11 protein-coding genes are annotated in these 17215 nt (G+C 70.2%); 10 read left to right on the plus strand and 1 reads right to left on the minus strand.

Annotated features, from left to right (window positions below; all coding sequences use genetic code 11):
• Positions 1-18 precede the first annotated feature (18 nt).
• The 10 genes from EAD96_RS20940 (at position 19) to EAD96_RS20985 (ending at position 16769) form a co-directional block, all read left to right on the plus strand.
• Positions 19-6921 carry an RHS repeat-associated core domain-containing protein gene (locus EAD96_RS20940; RefSeq protein WP_121685498.1) on the plus strand — a complete coding sequence of 2301 codons (6903 nt, stop codon included), beginning with the start codon at positions 19-21 and terminating at the stop codon, positions 6919-6921.
• Entirely contained in the window at positions 6921-7418 is a 498-nt protein-coding gene (locus EAD96_RS20945; RefSeq protein ID WP_199733246.1) for a DUF4265 domain-containing protein, read from the plus strand. The genes EAD96_RS20940 and EAD96_RS20945 overlap by 1 nt, the downstream gene beginning before the upstream one ends.
• Before the next feature lie 397 nt (positions 7419-7815).
• Positions 7816-8880, plus strand: coding sequence for a hypothetical protein (locus EAD96_RS20950; protein ID WP_233586117.1), 1065 nt, complete (start codon positions 7816-7818; stop codon positions 8878-8880).
• A gap of 373 nt (positions 8881-9253) precedes the next feature.
• Positions 9254-10150: a 30S ribosomal protein S2 gene (rpsB, locus tag EAD96_RS20955; RefSeq protein ID WP_121685499.1), complete on the plus strand. Its 897-nt coding sequence runs from the start codon at positions 9254-9256 to the stop codon at positions 10148-10150.
• Between the two features lie 127 nt (positions 10151-10277).
• The gene (gene tsf / locus EAD96_RS20960; protein ID WP_120571160.1) at positions 10278-11105 is read left to right on the plus strand and encodes a translation elongation factor Ts; all 828 of its coding nucleotides are present in this window, start codon (positions 10278-10280) and stop codon (positions 11103-11105) included.
• 157 nt (positions 11106-11262) lie between these two features.
• On the plus strand, positions 11263-12030 hold the full coding sequence (gene pyrH, locus EAD96_RS20965) for a UMP kinase (protein WP_013284607.1): 768 nt from the start codon (positions 11263-11265) through the stop codon (positions 12028-12030).
• Between the two features lie 86 nt (positions 12031-12116).
• A complete protein-coding gene (gene frr, locus EAD96_RS20970; protein ID WP_091419619.1) occupies positions 12117-12674 on the plus strand; it encodes a ribosome recycling factor in 558 nt (185 codons plus the stop codon).
• A gap of 255 nt (positions 12675-12929) precedes the next feature.
• Positions 12930-14267 (plus strand): phosphatidate cytidylyltransferase, encoded by a 1338-nt coding sequence (locus EAD96_RS20975; RefSeq protein WP_120571159.1) that lies wholly within the window; start codon positions 12930-12932, stop codon positions 14265-14267.
• Positions 14268-14371: 104 nt separating this feature from the next.
• Positions 14372-15517 carry a 23S rRNA (adenine(2503)-C(2))-methyltransferase RlmN gene (gene rlmN, locus EAD96_RS20980; protein WP_120571158.1) on the plus strand — a complete coding sequence of 382 codons (1146 nt, stop codon included), beginning with the start codon at positions 14372-14374 and terminating at the stop codon, positions 15515-15517.
• A 22-nt stretch (positions 15518-15539) separates the two neighbouring features.
• Positions 15540-16769 carry a DivIVA domain-containing protein gene (locus tag EAD96_RS20985; RefSeq protein WP_121685500.1) on the plus strand — a complete coding sequence of 410 codons (1230 nt, stop codon included), beginning with the start codon at positions 15540-15542 and terminating at the stop codon, positions 16767-16769.
• A gap of 78 nt (positions 16770-16847) precedes the next feature.
• Here the strand turns inward: EAD96_RS20985 and EAD96_RS20990 are convergent, their stop codons facing one another.
• Positions 16848-17072 carry a hypothetical protein gene (locus EAD96_RS20990; protein WP_081635946.1) on the minus strand — a complete coding sequence of 75 codons (225 nt, stop codon included), beginning with the start codon at positions 17070-17072 and terminating at the stop codon, positions 16848-16850.
• Between the last annotated feature and the right edge of the window lie 143 nt (positions 17073-17215).

A 17215-nucleotide genomic window follows, 5' to 3' on the forward strand; every position in this document is an offset into this window, starting at 1 on the left:
CAGCCAGGCGGAGGGCGGATGCGGGTCAGCGCCGCGGTGCGGCGGGGCGCCCGTCGCACCCTCGTCGCGGGTTTGGCCGCGGTCCTCGCCGCCACGCTCGGCGGCCAGTTGCCGGCTCGCGCGGAACGGCCGGAGCAAACCCCCCACCTCGACCCGCAGCGGTACTCCTCCGCCCCGCTGCACAAGGCCGCGTCCAGCAAGCGGATTCCCGACAAGGACGCCGCGGCGGCCAAGGTGCGGCGTCCCGCACCGGTCTGGCCGACGGCGGGTTCGGCCGAGGTGTCACTGGCGGCCACCGCCGGCACAGCGGCAACGCCGAGCCGGGCTGGGTCGCTGCCGGTCACGGTCCGGTCGGCTACCGCGTCGTCGACCAGCCGCACCGCGGTGGCCGCGCCCGCCAAGGTCCGGGTCGAGGTCCTGCCGAAGGCCCAGGCCGAAGCGGTCGGCATCAACGGCCTGCTGGTACGCCTCGGACGCGCTGACGGAGTGCGAGCGGCCGTCCCGGTCGAGGTGGGTATCGACTACACCGCCTTCGCGACCGCGTACGGCGGCGACTGGGCGTCGAGACTGCGGTTGGCGCAGTTGCCCGACTGTGCCCTGAGCACCCCGACCGCGGCGGACTGCCACGGCACACCGTTGAACTCGCGTAACGACGTGCGGACCCGGACGGTCACCACCACCGTGTTGGTGCCCGAGGCCCGGTCCGCCGCGGCCTTCGCCCTGGCCGCCGGTCCCTCCGGTGGAGCTGGCAACTTCGCCGCGTCCAGCCTCGCTTCCACGTCGTCGTGGAGCCACAGCGGTGCCACCGGCAGCTTCCAGTGGTCGTACCCGATGCGTGTCCCGCCGGGCCCCGGCGGGCCGGAACCGACTGTCGGTCTCGGCTACTCCTCCCAGTCGGTGGACGGCCGGCACGCGGCGAGCAACAACCAGCCGAGCCTGTTCGGGGAGGGCTTCGAATACTCACCGGGCTTCGTCGAGCGGCGCTATAAGGCGTGCGCCGATGACATGGGCGGCAACGCGAACAACTCGGTCAAGACCGGGGACCTGTGCTGGGGCCCGGAGAACGCTGTCATGTCGCTCAACGGCAGTACCGTCGAGCTGCTCAAGGGCAGCGACGGCACCTGGCATCCCCGCAGCGAAAACGGCACCAAGGTCGAACTGCTCACCGCGTCGGAGTACGCCAACGGCGACAACGACAACGAATACTGGAAGGTCACCGGCACCGACGGCACCCAGTACTGGTTCGGACGCCACCGGCTTCCCGGTTGGACGACCGGTCGCCCGACGACCAACTCGGTACTCACCGTTCCGGTGTACGGCAACAACCCTGGTGAGCCCTGCAACGCCGGCACCTTCGCCGCCTCCGACTGCAACGGGGAGCCGCAGGCCTGGCGGTGGAATCTGGACTACGTCCAGGACATCCACGGCAACACCATGTCCTACTGGTGGGCCAAGGAGACCAACTACTACGCCAAGAACCTGGCGGGCGCGACGCCCATGGTCTACGACCGGGCCGGCTACCTGACCCGTATCGACTACGGCAGCGACAACCGGGACAACAACGAGTACGCCGCCACGTCGCCGTACATCGAGAACGTGCCGGGACGTATCGAGTTCACCAACGTGGACCGGTGTCTGCAGAACTGCACCACGAAGAACGCGACGAACTGGCCGGACACTCCCTGGGACCAGAGTTGCACCGCGTCGACCAACCCGTGCACCAACGGCTCTCCCACGTTCTGGTCCGCCAAGCGCACCACGGAGATCACCACCAAGGCGTGGAAGGCGTCCGCCTCGGCCTACCAGAAGGCGGACTCGTGGACCTTGCGCCACGCGTTTCTCGACCCCGGTGACGGCACGCGCGCCGGTCTCTGGCTCGACGGCATCACCCACAAGGGCCTCAACGGCGGCACGATCACGACCCCGGAGGTGACCTTCTCCGGCATCCAGATGCAGAACCGGGTGGACGCCGCCGGGAGCGACTGGGCCCTGGCGATGAACTGGCACCGGGTCAACCTGATCACCCTGGAGACCGGCGGACAGATCTTCGTCACCTACAAGCAGCCGCAGTGTGTCAGGGGCAGCGTGATGCCCTCGGTCGGCGCGCTGGACAGCAACAAGCTTCTCTGCTACCCCGTCAAGTGGACACCCCCCGGGTATACCGACAAGGTCACCGACTTCTTCCACAAGTACGTGGTCGAGGAGGTCCAGCAGATCGACCCCACCGGTGGGTCGAGGCCGCTGCGCACCGCGTACGAGTACCTCAACAACGACAACGAAGCGTTGTGGCACTACGACGACGACACCGGCATCACCCCGGACGACCGCCGCACCTGGTCGCAGTGGCGTGGCTTTCCCCGGGTGGTGACCTACGTCGGTGAGGGCGCCGCACGGACCAAGACCGAAACCCTCTACTACCGGGGGATGTACGGCGACAAGCTCGCCGGTGGCGGCACCCGCACGACGCAGGTGCAGGGCCTCGAAGGCGGAGCCGTAAACGACTACGACCACTTCAGCGGCTCACCCCGCGAGACGATCAGTTGGCTGGGCGGGAACGTGCTGTCCGCGACCGTCCACACGATGTGGCGTTCCGAGGCGACGGCCACCCGGGCGGGAAGCCCGGTCGCCGAATCCCGGTATACCCGGGTACGCACGGTGAGTTCCCGTACCGCCACGGACTCGGGCTGGCGGCGCAGCACGTCGACCACCGACTTCGACGACTACGGCATGCCGACCACCCAGGAGGACAGCCCCGACGGCAGCCCCACCGGCGACAAGCGGTGCAGCAAGACCGAGTACATCCGCAACACCAGCCGGTGGCTGCTCACGCCGGTCAAGCGGATCAACGGATGGGTCGGGGCCTGCTCCGCCACGCCCACCAGCGAGCAGCAGATCCTCGGCGACGTCCGGTTCAGCTACGACGGGCAGGCGTACGGCACGGCACCGGACAAGGGGCTGCTCACCACGACCGAGAAGATCGTGGCCTTCGCCGGCGGCAACCGCACCTACCAGCAGGTGGGGACGGCCAAGTACGACCTTCGGGGCCGTACGACCGAGGTCACCGACATCGCCGGGAAGAAGACGACGACATCGTACGTCCCGGCCACGGGCGGGCCGGTCATCCAGCGGACGACCACCAACCCGTTGCAGTGGACCACGACTGTCGACCTCGACCCGGCCACCGGCCTCGCGCTCAAGAGCACCGACGTCAACAACTACGTCACCGAGTACACCTACGACGCCTTGGGCCGCGCTCTCCAGGTGTGGTTGCCCAACCGGGCGCGTGCCACCTACCCGAGCGCCCCGTCGACCAGTTACGCCTACACGCTGTCGAAGACGGCGCCGTCGTACGTGGTGACCACCGCGCTGAACGCCCTCGGCGGCAACGACACCTCGTACATGATCTTCGACGCGCTGGGCCGCCAGCGGCAGACACAGGAACCGGCCAACGGCACCGGCCGGATCATGACCGAGACGTTCTATGACGCGGCCGGTCGCATCTACAAGTCCAACTCGGCCTACTACGACTCCGGCGCGATCGAGACCACGACCATCAGGTCGCGGCTCGACCAGGACGTGCCGAGCCAGACCCGGGCTCTCTACGACAACGCCGGCCGTCAGACCCACTCGCTGCTGCTCGGCTCGGTCGCTAGCGTCCAGGTCGAGAAGGCCAGAACCTCGACCACGTACCACGGCGACCACGTGACCGTGGAGCCGCCGGTCGGACAGGCCGCCACCACTGTGTGGACCGACCCGTACGGCCGGACGGAGAAGTTGTGGCAGTACCACGGGCGGACCGCCACCGGGACCTACGACGAGACGAAGTACACCTACCACCCGGTCGGGCAGCTCGCCACGGTCAAGGACCCGTCCGGTAACACCTGGTCCTACACCTATGACATCCAGGGCCGGTTGGTCTCGTCGAGCGACCCGGACGCCGGCACCGCCTCGAAGCAGTACAACACCCTGGGGGAGTTGGAGAGGACCACTGATTCCCGCCCCGACACGCCTGACCTCTGGTACACCTACGACGAGGTCGGACGGCCGCTCACCACCCGTGAGGGCAGCCTGACGGGGCAGAAGCGCACGGAGCTGACCTACGACTCGCCGGTCAAGGGCGTCACCAAGTCGTCGTCACGGTGGATCGGGTCCGAGGAGTACCGCTCCGAGGTCGTGTCGGTCGACAAGATGTACAACCCGACGCAGACCAAGCTCACGCTTCCGTCGTCGCAGGCCGGGTTCTGCGGTATCGGCAAGGTCACCTGTAGCTTCACGTCCAAAGCGACCTTCCTGGGGGACGGCTCACCCAACACCCTCACCGTCCCGGCCGCGGGTGGTCTCGACCAGGAGGTGCTGAACTACAAGTACGACACCACGTACGCGATGTTGGACCGGCTGGCCACCGACTACATCGACGCCACCTACTACGTGGTCGACGCCGGCTACAGCAACCTGCACGAACTGAGCACGATCACCCGTGCCACCGCGTTGACGGGCGCGAAGTCGGTCCAGAGCAAGAACCTGTACGACGACACCACTGGCCGGGTCCGCAGCAGTTCGGTGACCCGCTCGGTCGCACCGTCGTACGTGGTGAACACGTCCTACGACTACGACGCCAGCGGCAACATCACCAAGATCGACGACAACACGGGTGCTCGACCACGCGACACCCAGTGCTTCACCTACGACCACCAGCGCCGGCTCACCGAGGCGTGGACTCCGGCTTCCTTCGACTGCACGGCGAAGCCGCAGACCGAGACGGAACTGGGCGGCCCGGCACCGTACTGGCAGCAGTGGTCGTTCGGCGCGCCAAACGACCCGAAGGGCCGCATCGGTAATCGTCTCACCCAGATCGAGCGCGGGACCGCGACCGGCACTGTGACGACGTCCTACTCCTACCCGGCGACGGGCGCGGCACAGCCGCACCGGCTCAACGGATGGAGCAGGACCGACAGCACCGGCACCACCACCGGCTCGTACACCTACGACGAGACCGGCAACATGAAGAGCCGGCCGGGCAAGTCCGGGCAGCAGGCCCTCACCTGGGACGTCGAGGGGCACCTGGCATCGGTGACCGACAGCACCGGCACCAGCTCCTACATCTACGACGCGGGCGGCAACCGGCTCATCGCCACCGATCCCACCGGAAGCACTCTGTTCCTCGGGGATCAGGAGATCCGCAAGAACGGCACCACGGGGCAGGTGACGGCCACCCGCTACTACTCGTTCGGCGGAGAGGTGGTGGCGCAGCGCACCGTCACCGGCATCACCTGGCTGGCCAGTGACCACCAGGGAACCTCGCAGGTCAGCATCGCCAACGACACGAACCAGACCATCACCCAGCGCCGCCAGACGCCCTACGGGGCGCCACGGGGCGCGGCGGTTACCTGGCCCAACCAGCAGGGATTTCTCGGCGGTTATCAGGATCCCACGGGCCTGACCCACCTCGGAGCCCGCGAGTACGACCCGACCATCGGCCGGTTCATCTCGGTCGACCCGATCAACGACCCGGGCAACCCCCAGCAGTTGGCCGCGTACACCTACGCGTCGAACAACCCGGTCACGTTCAGCGACCCGAGCGGTCTGATCATCCCCGAGTACCTCAACCCGACGGACGATCTCAGCCTCGGCATGTGCAATCACCATGGTCTCGGGGGCTATGCGTGCCAGAACTATACGGAGGGCACGAGCGGCCAAGGCCAGGGCGACACCCGCTACGACGGCAGTGGTGGGCCCGCGAAGAAGACCGGCCGGCAGAAGACGCACGAGTTTCTTGAGGGTTGCGGCCTGTACCTTCCCGTGGGCGCCGGATGCGACGTTGTCAACGGAGTCGTCTACGCCACCGAAGGAAACTGGCGGGAGGCCGCGCTGTCCGGCGTCTCGACCGTGCCCGGACTCGACTGGGCGTGCAAGATCGGCAAGTGGTGCAAGAAGGTTATCGACTGGGGAGCCGACAAGGCCGGCGCAGTCGTGGCGCGCGTGCGGTGGGGCAAGCCTCCGGCGATCAATCCGGCGGCCGAAGCCAGAGAGATGGCCGAGCTAAAGAAGGCGATTCGCGAGACCCCGCGGCCGCCGGCGTCGAAGACGCCTGAACCTCCGAAGAAGGAGCCCGTCGCGCCTGCCAAGGGCAAGACCGGCGGGGACAACGGTGGAGGCGCACCCAGTTCAAAGGGTGGCTGCCCGACCCACAGTTTCTCACCGGACACCCCTGTCCTCATGGCTGACGGGACGACGCAGCCGATCGCCGAGGTGCGGGAGGGCGACCAGGTCCTCGCCCACGACCCCGAGCGCGGGGCTACCAGTGCCCAGACGGTGGAGAAGCTGCACATCAACCAGGACGACGCCCTGACCGACCTGGTCGTCCGCGACGGCAAGGGCGCTGTGTCGACGATCGACACGACGCAGCACCACCCGTTCTGGAGCGTCACCCGCAAGCAGTGGGTCGGCGCGGGTGAGCTCAAGTCCGCCGAAGGGCTGCTCGCAGCGGACGGGTCGACGGTGAACGTCGTCAAGGTCCGCAACTTCAGCGGCAGTGAGGCGATGCGCGACCTGACGGTTTCCGTCGTTCACACGTACTATGTCATCGCCGGTAACACCCCGGTGTTGGTCCACAACTGCGGCCGGGAGGGGTTGGACTTCACTGACGCAGAACGCGAGAAGGTATACGAGGCGAATCTCAAAGCCAACGGCGGCGTTCTCAAGTGCGAGTACTGCGGACGCGATGTGGTCCGTCGGCCATCGCAAAGTGGGGTGCCGGGCAGGCCGGATGATGCGCAAATTGACCATGTTGAACCACGTGCGGCAGGTGGACACGGAGGTGCGCATAACGGCGCAGTTAGCTGCCGGCGCTGCAATCGGGACAAGAGTACTAAGCCTTTAGAAGTATGGGACGGCGAACTCCGTGATCTTCTGGAGGACTAGTGACCGATAGCTTCGCTTCCAGGGAGCGCTTGTTCCAGGTAGTCTTCGACCTTCCGGAGGAGAGTCCAACATGGCCGCCCGTCGGCTACGAGCGACTGTGGGCCGCGAAGACGCAAACCAGGCTGAACCTGGCTCTACGCAATGTGCCCTTCTACTGTCGAGGAGTTGCATACGGAGACATTATCCTCGTCCGTCCCGACAGCGACCGGCGCGAGATTGTATTTGAAAGGCTGATCTCGGAATCGGGGCACTCGACAGTGCAGATTCTTGTCAAATTGCCCGAGTATCGCGTCGACCTGGAGCGGCTCCTGTCTAGTTTTGGCGCGTCGTGGGAGACGGCAAACGGTGAGACTTACTATGCCATCGATATCAAGCCCGAAATTGACTATTCGGCGCTTCGGCCGGAACTAATCGCAGCTAAAGAACGCGAGGACATTGGATTGCGGGAGTCGGCCATCTCTAAGCGTCATCGCGCTCAACTTCCTTCGTTCCCGTAACCGTTCTTGCGGCCGGGTGGCTACCCGTATTTGATGTGCTGCATCTGATCGTGGCCGTGCATGAGGTGGATGCGGAGCGCTGACAGTAGTCCATACAGGTTCGGGGCGGTCACCCAGCGTTGCCGTCGCGGCCGCCGTCAGACGGCATCGTGAAATGCGAGTACATTGAGCCTTTTCCACCGGCCCTGAGGTGCAAGACCAGTGGAAAAGGCTCAATGTGTGGATGGAGTGGCGCCCCAGTCGGAGGTATCGGCCGGGGCGCGCTTCCCGCTGCGGCCGGGCTCCCGCATCACCGCAAGTGACGGGTCGATGATCTGAGAAAGTCCGTTCGAGCTGGGATAACACCCCGGACGGGCCCGGATGGCGCGGCTGGAGCCGGTCGCATACCGTGCCGGTCGTGGACGGACGACGGAGCTACTCCGAGGATGAGCAGGGGTCGCGATGGGGCGACCGGGGATACGAGTCGGACTGGCGCGCCGCGGGCGAGCCCCGCTACCGCGACGACGACTACCGCACGCCCGAGCAGCGCGCCGGTGACAGCCGGTACGCCGAGCCGGGCCGGTACTCCGCCGCCGATCCGCTGGTGGACGACACGAGCAGCTGGCGGTCGCAGCGGCCGGACGACCCGGAGGTCTCCGGTGAGCTGCCCGGATCGCGCGCCGGCCGCCGCGCGGCTCGCGAGTCGGCGGCCCGTGGCGCGGACGACCCGCTCGGCGCGGTGTCCCGCAGCGGCGTCGACGCGCTCGGCACCGCCGCGCACGGCAACCCGCTGTCGAGTTCGCTCGGTACGCCGGCGGCCGCCCCGCTGACCGGCGCCGCCCCGGCCGGCACCGACCCGTACGGCCTCATCGCCCACGGCAGCGACCCGGCCGGCGGCCCCGGCGTCGACGCCCGGAGCGCTGCCGGCGTCGACAAGCCGCGGCTCAGCCCGATCGGCGGCTACCCGGTCGTCGAGCCGGCACCGGGAACCACCGGCCCGGACGGCGGGGCCGAACCGACCGCCGCGGCACGGCTGAACCCGGGCGAGGCCACCCCGCTGCGGATCGGCGAGCGTCCGGGCGGCCCGGCCCAGCCGGCCGCGACCCCGAACCCGCTGGAGATGCCGACCGGCCCGATGCCCGCGGTGCTGCCGCGTCCGGACGGGCCGCCGCCCGGTGACGGCGTCTACCGGACCCGGCGCCCCGCGCTGGCGGTGCTGCTGGCGGTGATGGTGCTGGTGCTGGAGGTGCCGGCGGTGCGGGTGCTGCTGCACGGCCTGTTCGGCGACCCGGTGTCGACGTCGCACGTGGTGGTGGGCATCTTCCTGGTGGTCGGGCTGCCGATCTTCGGCACCGGCCTGTACGGGTTGCGTACCGGCGGGCTGGCGCTCGCCGACGGCAGCCGGGGCTGGCTGCGCCCGCCGACGGCGTATCTGACCGTCGGTCTGGTCCTGTTCCTGGCCGCCGCCCTGGCGGCGGGCTGAGCGGCGAACGCCCGCTGACCCCATTACGCCGGAGTGGCGGTGTCACCGACAGGTTGACACCGCCACTTCGCCGTAATGGCGTCGATCAAGGCCGGAGTCGATCAAGGCGGAGTCGATCAAGGCCGTCCCCTGGGTCGGTCAAGGCGGCCTCCCGCACCCGGGGGCCGGGCAGCGGGGAGGGCGCGTACACTGGTCGACTGGCGACCGCCTCGTGCGGTCGACCTCGCGTGCCCTCTCCACGGTCTCCTCCGTGGGGCGACGGCCTCCCTGGTCCCGGTCTGACGTATCGGGCCCACCCTGGCCGGCGACCGGGCGCCAGGCGTCCGGCCGCCGGCCGGACGGACAACCAGGGACAACGTAGGAGTAACCCACCATGGCCGTCGTGACCATGCGTCAGCTGCTGGAAAGCGGTGTGCACTTCGGGCACCAGACCCGGCGCTGGAACCCGAAGATGAAGCGCTTCATCTTCACCGAGCGCAACGGTATCTACATCATCGACCTGCGCCAGACGCTCGACTACATCGAGAAGGCGTACGAGTTCGTCCGCACCACCGTCGCCGGTGGCGGCAGCATCCTGTTCGTCGGCACCAAGAAGCAGGCCCAGGAGGCCATCGCCGAGCAGGCGACCCGGGTCGGCCAGCCGTACGTCAACCACCGCTGGCTCGGTGGCATGCTGACCAACTTCCAGACCGTGTACAAGCGGCTGCAGCGGATGAAGGAGCTGGAGGCCCTGGGTGACCTGAGCGGCACCGCCGCCGGTTACACCAAGAAGGAGACGCTCCAGCTCTCCCGCGAGAAGATCAAGCTCACCAAGACCCTCGGTGGTCTGCGGGACATGCAGAAGCTCCCGGCCGCGGTCTGGATCGTCGACACCAAGAAGGAGCACATCGCCGTCGACGAGGCCCGCAAGCTGGGCATCCCGGTCATCGCGGTGCTCGACACCAACTGCGACCCGGACGAGGTCGACTTCCCGATCCCGGGCAACGACGACGCCATCCGCTCGGCCGAGCTGCTGACCAAGGTCGTCGCCGCCGCCGTCGCCGACGGTCTGATCGCCCGCTCCGGCCGCAACCGGGGCGCGGACGAGAAGCCCGAGGCCGGCCAGGTCGGCGCCGACGAGCCGCTGGCCGAGTGGGAGCGCGAGCTGCTCGAGGAGCCGAAGAAGGCCGACGAGCAGCCCGCCGCCGCGCCGGCCGCCGAGCAGGCCGCGCCGGCCGCCGAGCAGGCCGCGCCGGCCGCCGAGCAGCCGGCGACCGCCTCCGCGGAGTGATCTCGCCGTCGCGTCCCCACCGGCTGGATTTCCGGCGGTGGGGACGCGACGGGTACGCCGGGCAGAACCGGCCCGGAACCGGGTAACCAGCACCCCAGACCACCTCACTGACACCGAAGAGAGAGTCATGTCCAACTTCACCGCCGCGGACGTCAAGAAGCTCCGCGACCTCACCGGCGCCGGCATGATGGACTCCAAGAAGGCGCTGACCGAGGCCGAGGGCGACTTCGACAAGGCCGTCGAGATCCTGCGCGTCAAGGGCGCCAAGGACGTCGGCAAGCGGGCCGGGCGCACCGCCGCCAACGGCCTCATCGCCCACTCCGGCCAGGCGCTGCTCGAGCTCAACTGCGAGACCGACTTCGTCGCCAAGAACGACGCGTTCATCGCGCTGGCCCAGCAGCTGGTCGAGCACGGCGTGGCCAGCGGCGCCACCAACGCCGAGGAGCTGCTCGCCAGCAGCATCGACGGCAAGAGCGTGGCCGACCTGATCCAGGAGCAGTCCGCCAAGATCGGCGAGAAGCTGGTGCTCAACCGCTTCGCCAAGCTGGACGGCACCACCGCGGTCTACATGCACCGCAAGAGCCAGGACCTGCCCCCGGCGGTCGGCGTGCTGGTCGAGTTCACCGGCAAGACGGACGAGGCGGCCGACGCCGACGCGCGCGCCGTGGCGATGCAGATCGCCGCGATGCGGCCGAAGTACCTCACCCGTGACGAGGTGCCGGCCGAGACCGTCGAGTCCGAGCGGCGCATCGCCGAGCAGACCGCCCGCGAGGAGAACAAGCCCGAGGCGGCGCTGCCGAAGATCGTCGAGGGCCGGGTCAACGCCTTCTTCAAGGACTTCGTCCTGCTGGAGCAGTCGTCGGTCGCCGACAACAAGAAGACCGTCAAGCAGGTGCTGGCCGACGCCGGCATCGAGGTGACCCGCTTCCTGCGGTTCGAGGTCGGCCAGGCCTGAGCCGCCGCACCGGGCCGTCCGGCCCGGGCACAGGGGAGAACGTCGACGAGGAGGCCGCCGGTGTACGCGACAGGCACCGCGGCCTCCTCGTCACATAGGGTCGGCAGGGGCACGTACGCGACGCTCGCGCGATGCGCGGGGAGAAGGGGCGGGGCGGATGACGCAGGTTGTGAGTGACCGGAGCCTGGCGGCGGAGGACCCGACCGCCCCTCCGCCCGGTCGGTCCCGCCGGGTGGTGCTGAAGCTCTCCGGTGAGGTCTTCGGCGGCGGCGCGATCGGCGTCGACCCCGACGTCGTGCAGGGCATCGCCCGCCAGATCGCCACAGTGGTACGCCGCGGCGTGCAGGTGTCGGTGGTGGTCGGCGGCGGCAACTTCTTCCGCGGCGCCGAGCTGCAGAAGCGTGGCATGGATCGCGCCCGCGCCGACTACATGGGCATGCTGGGCACGGTCATGAACTGCCTGGCCCTCCAGGACTTCCTGGAGAAGGAGGGCATCGAGACCCGGGTGCAGAGCGCGATCACCATGGCCCAGGTCGCCGAGCCGTACATCCCGCTGCGCGCGATCCGGCACCTGGAGAAGGGCCGCGTGGTCATCTTCGGCGCCGGCGCCGGCATGCCGTACTTCTCCACCGACACGGTGGCTGCCCAGCGGGCGCTGGAGATCCGCGCGGACGTGGTCCTGATGAGCAAGAACGGCGTGGACGCGGTCTACACCGCCGACCCCCGGATCGACCCGACCGCGAGCAAGCTCGACTCGATCACCTTCTCCGAGGTGCTGCGCCGTAATCTGCGGGTGGCCGACGCCGCCGCGTTCAGCCTCTGCATGGAGAACGGCCTGCCGATGCTGGTCTTCGGCGCCCAGGGCGACGACACCATCGTCCGGGCCGTCGGCGGCGAGAAGATCGGCACCCTGATCACCGCCTGACCGGCCCGCCGGACCGGCAGCGGTCCCTCTGCCACGGCAGCACCCGCACCACACACGACGAGCGACAGAAGGAGGCGAGGAGACCGGTGATCGACGACACCCTCCTCGAGGCGGAGGAGAAGATGGAGCGTGCCATCGAGCACGCCAAGGAGGAGTTCGGCGGCATCCGTACCGGACGCGCCAACGCCGCCATGTTCTCCCGGATCGTCATCGACTACTACGGCAGCCCGACCCCGCTGCCGCAGATGGCGTCCATCGCGGTGCCCGAGCCGCGCATGGTGATCATCAAGCCGTACGACAACTCGCAGCTGGGCGCCATGGAGAAGGCGATCCGCGACTCGGACCTCGGGGCCAACCCGAACAACGAGGGCAACCAGCTCCGCATCGTCCTGCCGCAGATGACCGAGGAGCGGCGCCGCGACATGATCAAGGTCGCCCGGCAGAAGGGCGAGGAGGCCAAGGTCGCCGTCCGCAACATCCGCCGCAAGGCCAAGGAAGAGCTGGACCGCCTGGTCAAGGACGGCGAGGTCGGCGAGGACGAGGGCCGGCGCGCGGAGAAGGAGCTGGACGACCTGACCCAGCGCTTCGTCGCCAACGTCGACGAGCTGGTCAAGCACAAGGAGAGCGAGCTGCTCGAGGTCTGAGCACCCGCGTACCTCGCACGGCACCGCGCCGCCGTCGCCCGCCCGGGCGGCGGCCCGGTGCCGTCGTCGTGCCCGGCGGCACACACCCTCGGGGCCGCGGCGGGTGCAGTAGGCTCGGCACGATTCCCGACCACCACGGGGTGAACGGCGGGAGTCGCCCGGCCCTCGGTCGGTAAAACAGGAAGTCTCACGCCGGTAGGGGATGGTCTTGGTCTTGCGTCATGTGGTGGCTCTCGTACCGGCTGCCGGTGCGTGATGTCCCACCCCGACCCCTACGGCAACACCGAGTCGCGCGGCTGGGACCGCCCGGCCGCCCCGGCCCTGCCCTGGCCGGACACCGATCTGGAGCCCGGCCCGTGGCGGCCCGGCCCGGCCGCGCACACCCGCCCCGCCGAGCCGGACACCTACGCCCGTCCCGGCGCAGGCCCGGACCCGTATGCCGCTCCGGACACGTATGCCGGTCCGGACACGTACGCCGGGCCGTACCCGACGACCTCGCGGCACCACGACGGCCCGGGCCGGTACGACGGACCGCCGGCCGGCGACCGCGCCCGGCCGGACGGGCCGGAGCACGACGGCCCGTGGGGCGAGCCCGCCCGCGACGACGAGTACCCGACCGCGCAGATCGCGCCGGTCCGGGACGAGCCCACCGACCAGATCCCGGCGGTACGCGACGAGCCCGCACCCACGCCCGAGCCCGAGCCGCCGGCCGGCCGCCGCGGGCCGGGACGCCGTCGGGCGAGCGCGGAGCGTCCGCCGACCACCGCACCGAAGGCGTCCCGGGCGGGGCGCAACCTGCCGGCCGCGATCGGCGTCGGGGTGGCCCTCGGCGCGGCGGTCGTGGTGCCGCTGTTCTTCTTCATGCCGGCGTTCCTCGCCGTGCTCGCGGCCGCGGTGGGGATCGGCATCTGGGAGATGGCCCGCGCGGTACGCCGCAGCGGCGCCCACCCGCCGCTGGCGCCGCTCGTCGCCGGTGGCGTGATCACAGTGGGCCTGGCCTGGTACGCGGGCCCCGACGCGCTGTGCCTCGGGCTGCTGGTCACGGTGCTGGGCACGATGATCTGGCGGCTGGGCGACGGGCCCGGCAACTACCAGCGCGACCTGACCGCGGCCACCCTGATCGCGGTGTACGTGCCGTTCCTCGCCGGGTTCGCGGCCATGCTCGCGGCGGCGCCCGACGACGGGGCCCTGCGGGTGCTGGTGACGCTGGCGGCGGTGGTGCTCTCCGACACCGGCGGGTACGCCGCGGGCGTGAGTTTCGGCAAGCACCCGATGGCGCCGACGATCAGCCCGAAGAAGTCCTGGGAGGGCTTCGCCGGCTCGGTGACGGCCGCGGCGGCGGGCAGCGCCGCGCTGCTGTGGGCGTTGTTCGACGTGGCCCCCTGGTGGGGTGCGCTGTTCGGGATGGCGATCTCGGTCTCGGCGGTGCTCGGTGACCTCGCCGAGTCGATGATCAAGCGGGATCTCGGCGTCAAGGACATGAGCAACCTGCTGCCCGGGCACGGCGGCCTGATGGACCGGCTCGACTCGATCCTGTTCGCCGTGCCGGTGGCCTACCTGCTGCTCGCCGTCTTCGTCCCGGTGGTGAGCTGAGGCATGCGTCACGGCGGCGACCCGCTGCGGACCGGGTGGCCGGGGGCGATTCGACACGTACGGACGGGTGCGTCCGGGCGGGAGCGTGTCAGACTGGACGCGCCATGACGAGTCTCCCGCTGATCTCCGTAGACCCCGACGCCCGCGGCCGCCGGCCCGCGATGCCTCCCCGCCACCTCGCCGACCTGGACCTGCCGGGCCGGCAGGCGCTCGTCGCCGAGCTGGGTGAGCCCGCGTTCCGCGCCAAGCAGGTCTCCAACCACTACTTCGGCCGCCTGGTGCGCGACCCGGAGCAGATGACCGACCTGCCGGCGGCGACCCGGGAGCGGCTGGCCGGCGAGCTGCTGCCCAACCTGCTGACCCCGGTACGCGAGCTGGCCTGCGACGACGGCGCGACCCGCAAGGCGCTCTGGCGGCTGCACGACGGCTCGCTGGTGGAGAGCGTGCTGATGGGCTACCCGGACCGGGTGACCGTCTGCATCTCCAGCCAGGCCGGCTGCGGCATGGCCTGCCCGTTCTGCGCCACCGGCCAGGCCGGGCTGACCCGCAACCTGTCCACCGCCGAGATCGTCGACCAGGCGGTCTACCTGGCCGGGGTGGCCGCCTCCGGCGCGGTCGCCGGGTCGCCGCCGCGGCTGTCGCACGTGGTGTTCATGGGCATGGGCGAGCCGCTCGCCAACTACTCGCGGGTGGTGGCGGCGATCCGCCGGCTGGTCGCCCCGGCACCGGAGGGGCTGGGCCTGTCGCAGCGGCACATCACCGTCTCGACGGTGGGCCTGGTGCCGGCGATCCGCCGACTGGCCAGCGAAGACCTCTCGGTGACCCTTGCGTTGTCGCTGCACGCCCCCGATGATGAGCTGCGCGACGAACTCGTCCCGGTCAACCAGCGCTGGAAGGTGTCCGAGGTGCTGGACGCGGCGTGGGACTACGCGGCCACGACGGGGCGTCGCGTGTCCATCGAATACGCGATGATCAAGGACGTGAACGACCAGCCGTGGAGAGCCGATCTGCTCGGGCGGCTACTGGCCGGCAAGCTGGCCCACGTGAACCTGATCCCGCTCAACCCGACTCCGGGCAGCCGCTGGGACGCCAGCCCGAAGCCGGTCGAGCGGGAGTTCGTCCGGCGGTTGCGCGACGCCGGGGTGTCGACCACGGTGCGCGACACCCGGGGACGCGAGATCGACGGGGCCTGTGGGCAGCTCGCCGCCGCCGGGGACACGGACGGCGACTCAGGCGCGGCAACGGCGTAGCGGTACGAGACCAGGAGACATAGTGGCGAGTCAGGGTCAGCGTTTCCGGCGTAAGGCGCTCCGCCGGGGCTACAAGGTCGACGAGGTCGATGCCTTCCTGGACCGGGTCGAGGCGACACTCGACGGCCAGCCGATCGGCGCGCCCGTGGCCTCCCAGGAGGTCCACGACGTCGTCTTCCGGGTCCGGTTCAACGGCTACGACGAGTGGCAGGTCGACCTGCACCTCGACCGGGTCGAGCGGCAGCTCGCCGAGCTGGAGGAGCGCGGTGGCGCACCGGCCGGGCGCGGTGGCGATCCCCGGATGGCCGACCGGCTCGGCCCGCCGATGCGCGACGACCGGGGCATGTCGCCGGTGCCGCAGCCGCCGATGCCGCCCCGGCAGATGCCCGCTCAGCCCGTCCCGCCGGCCGACCGCTACGGCAACCGCTACGACGAGCCGACCGGCGCGTTCGCCGGTGGTTACGACGGCCCGCGCGGCGGCTACGACGGCCCCCGCGGCCCGGGTGGTCCGGGCCCGATGGGTCCGGGTGCGCCGATGGGGCACGGCGGCCCGCCGCCGCGCGGCCTGCCGCCCGGCCCGGGTGGCTACGGTCCGCCGGACAACGGCCCCGGCGGCTACGGTCCGCCGGACAGCGGCCCCGGTGGGTACGGTCCGCCGGACAGCGGCCCGGGTGGCTACGGTCCCCCGGACAGCGGTCCCGGCGGGTACGGCCAGGAGGAGCGGTTCGACGGGTTCGAGGCCGGCCGGCGCGCGCGTGCCGACATGACCGCCGAGATCCGCATGCCCGAGCGCGAGCTGCGTGGTCGTGGCCCCGGCGGCCCGCCGGCGCTGCCGCAGCAGGGCTACGGCGCACCGGAGCCCGGCTACGGGCCGCCCGACCCGGGTTACGGTCCGCCGGACCAGGGCTACGGCCCGGGCCCCTCGATGACCGGCCCGCCGCTCGTGGGTCCGCCGGTCGCCGGGCCGCCGATGGTGGGACCGCCGATGGCCGGTCCGCCCGGCAGTGACCTGCACCGGGTCGACCAGATCCGGCGCAGCTTCCAGGTCCGCCGGTTCGGCAGCGGCTACGACCCGGACCAGGTCGACCGGTTCTTCGAGACGCTGCTCGGCGGCATGCAGGGGCGCAACCCGATGCCGGTGAACCCGAAGGAACTCGACACGCTGCGGTTCGGGCTGGTGCCCGGTGGCTACTTCGAGGCCGAGGTCGACGCCGCGCTCAAGGACGTGCAGGACATCCTGCTCGGCCGCTGACCCCGGCCGCGAGACGACGAAGGGCCCGCCCCCTCACCGGGGGGCGGGCCCTTCGCGCACTACCGTGGGCGCCGCGCGTCAGGACCGCAGGCCGTTGCGGCGCAGCACGGCGTCGCCGATGACGATGGCGATCAGCAGTCCGGCGATCCCGAACAGCCAGATGTGCTCCACCCGGCCCTCCTCGATCCCGCAGAACGCCATCAGAACCAAGGCCAACGCCGACAGCACCGCACCGATCCGTCCGGACTTGCGGTGTCCGGGCTTGTGCTGATCTGGCGCGGTTACCGGCTCGTCTCCTGCCACTGTCGGTCCTTCCCTCGCGATCGGATCTCCGATCAGTCTGGCACGCCCCCAACCGGGCCCGGCGCAGGGTCCGACCTCCTGTGCCGGGGATGACCCGGGCGGGCGACACCGGGCGGCCCGGCCGGCCCGGGTCGTTGGTCCCG

The sequence above is a fragment of the Micromonospora sp. BL1 genome, from assembly GCF_003667485.1.
GTDB classification, from domain to species: domain Bacteria; phylum Actinomycetota; class Actinomycetes; order Mycobacteriales; family Micromonosporaceae; genus Micromonospora; species Micromonospora tulbaghiae.

What these genes read in the sequence shown, in the direction of transcription:
- pyrH (WP_013284607.1), top strand. Translation starts at nt 11,263, where the DNA reads ATGACGCAGGTTGTGAGTGACCGGAGCCTGGCGGCGGAGGACCCGACC.
- EAD96_RS20940 (WP_121685498.1), top strand. Translation starts at nt 19, where the DNA reads ATGCGGGTCAGCGCCGCGGTGCGGCGGGGCGCCCGTCGCACCCTCGTC.
- tsf (WP_120571160.1), top strand. Translation starts at nt 10,278, where the DNA reads ATGTCCAACTTCACCGCCGCGGACGTCAAGAAGCTCCGCGACCTCACC.
- EAD96_RS20975 (WP_120571159.1), top strand. Translation starts at nt 12,930, where the DNA reads ATGTCCCACCCCGACCCCTACGGCAACACCGAGTCGCGCGGCTGGGAC.
- rlmN (WP_120571158.1), top strand. Translation starts at nt 14,372, where the DNA reads ATGACGAGTCTCCCGCTGATCTCCGTAGACCCCGACGCCCGCGGCCGC.
- rpsB (WP_121685499.1), top strand. Translation starts at nt 9,254, where the DNA reads ATGGCCGTCGTGACCATGCGTCAGCTGCTGGAAAGCGGTGTGCACTTC.